Source organism: Allosphingosinicella sp. (assembly GCF_036387215.1).
Classification (GTDB): domain Bacteria; phylum Pseudomonadota; class Alphaproteobacteria; order Sphingomonadales; family Sphingomonadaceae; genus Allosphingosinicella.
The window spans coordinates 1-1,679 of record NZ_DASVUE010000304.1; the positions used below are offsets into that span (position 1 = coordinate 1).

Below are 1,679 nucleotides of genomic sequence, written 5' to 3' on the forward strand. Positions count from 1 at the left end.
TCGAGCAGGAACACGTCGAGCGGCGCTTCGAAGAACAAGGAGAAGGGTTGGCGAAAGTCCATCGCCTGCGGGAAGCGGGGCGTCACCTCGATCCGCTGGAGCGTCACTTCGACCGGCTTTGGCGCGGTGTTCACCTTCACCTTTTTGCCGACCCAGGCTTGAAAGTCCTCAGGCTCCAGCAGATGCATTTCTTCCCCCTTTTACTAAGGCTTTTGCCAGGCCGCCTCCGCTGCCACAATGCCGGGTCAGAAATAGACAGGCGATAGCAAGGAACGGAAGGCAGTGATGGAGGCCATGCTACTTGACCCTTTCCCGTCGGAAAAGGGCTCGATCCCGCCGATCTGCGAACGGCTCGCACAATTAGGCGTGACGCTGCGGACGGCGACCGCGACGGACCTGCCCTTCCTTGGCCGCCTCTATGCCGGCACGCGCGCAGCCGAGCTCCTCGCCGCGCCCTGGTCGGCTGCCGAGAAAGCTGCCTTCTGCGCGAGCCAATTCTCCCTCCAGCATGCCGACTATGTCCGCCGTTTTCCGCGCGGCGACTTCTGGATCGTGTCGCAACGGCTGGACGGGACGGCGCGCGACATCGGCCGCCTCTCCGTCGAGCGCAAAAGCAAGGCGTGGCGCCTGATCGACATCATCCTGGCGGTCGGTGCACGGGGACAGGGCCTCGGGGCCGCGCTCATCCAATGGGTGCAGGCGAGCGCGGCTTCGGCGGGCGCTGAGGCGGTGGACCTGACGGTCCTGGCTGGAAATCCACGCGCACGCGCCTTGTATCTCCGCCTGGGTTTCGAGGATTCAAGGGACGGGGACGGGCTGCGCCAAGCCATGCGCTGGCGCCCGGCCTAAGCTCCGTCGCCCCTCGGCGAGACACCGGCCCCGCACGACGAGTTTCACTCGATATATTCGTCCTTTGCGCCCGCTCGTGCGGCGGCGCGGAGTCTTCGCCAGTTACGGGCAAAACCATTCCTGATGACGGTTCAGCTCCGCAAGACCGGCTGCTCGCTCGCGGACCCCCCCGAGCCGACGAGAGGGATCGACCTCCAGCCCCACCTCAAGACCGTGTTGCGATGCGGTCCAGCCGAAAAACAGAGGATTCGGTTGGCTGGGGCGGCAGGATTCGAACCTGCGAATGCCGGTACCAAAAACCGGTGCCTTACCACTTGGCGACGCCCCAGCATGGCGCGAACGGGCGCTTAGCGCCCGGCCTGCCCGAAAGAAAGCCTTAGCTGTTTGAAATCCGCCGGTTGGCGAGATCAAGATAGTCCTTGCGGAGCTGCAGCGTCAGATCGCCCACTTCGAAGTTCCATGGCCCCACCTGCGCCACCGGAGTGACTTCGGCCGCGCTTCCCGTGAGGAAGCATTGCTCGAAGCCTTCTAGCTCCTCCGGCCAGATCGGGCGCTCGACCACCTCGATGCCGCGGCGGCGGGCAAGGTCCATAACGGTGCGGCGGGTGATCCCGTCGAGGAAGCAATCGGGCGTCGGCGTGTGGATCGTGCCGCCCTTCACGAAGAAGGCGTTGGCGCCGGTCGCTTCGGCCACCTGCCCGCGCCAATCGAACATCAGGGCGTCATCATAGCCCTTCGCCTGCGCATGGTGTCGCGACAACGTGCATATCATGTAGAGGCCAGCGGCCTTGGACTGGGTTGGAGCCGTATAGGGCGCAGGCCGCCGCCAC

General features: G+C 65.0%; 3 protein-coding genes and 1 tRNA gene. 1 reads left to right on the forward strand and 3 read right to left on the reverse strand.

Going from position 1 to position 1,679, the window contains the following annotated elements:
- On the reverse strand, positions 1-188 hold a 188-nt coding region (locus tag VF662_RS12320), incomplete at its 3' end, for a DUF6916 family protein (RefSeq protein WP_464141600.1).
- A gap of 106 nt (positions 189-294) precedes the next feature.
- Here VF662_RS12320 and VF662_RS12325 point away from each other — a divergent pair.
- The gene (locus tag VF662_RS12325) at positions 295-849 is read left to right on the forward strand and encodes a GNAT family N-acetyltransferase (RefSeq protein WP_464141603.1); all 555 of its coding nucleotides are present in this window, start codon (positions 295-297) and stop codon (positions 847-849) included.
- Between the two features lie 253 nt (positions 850-1,102).
- Here VF662_RS12325 and VF662_RS12330 read toward each other — a convergent pair.
- Positions 1,103-1,177, reverse strand: a tRNA-Gln gene (locus VF662_RS12330).
- 48 nt (positions 1,178-1,225) lie between these two features.
- Positions 1,226-1,679: aminotransferase class IV (locus tag VF662_RS12335; RefSeq protein ID WP_464141605.1), on the reverse strand; the 454-nt coding region annotated here is incomplete at its 5' end.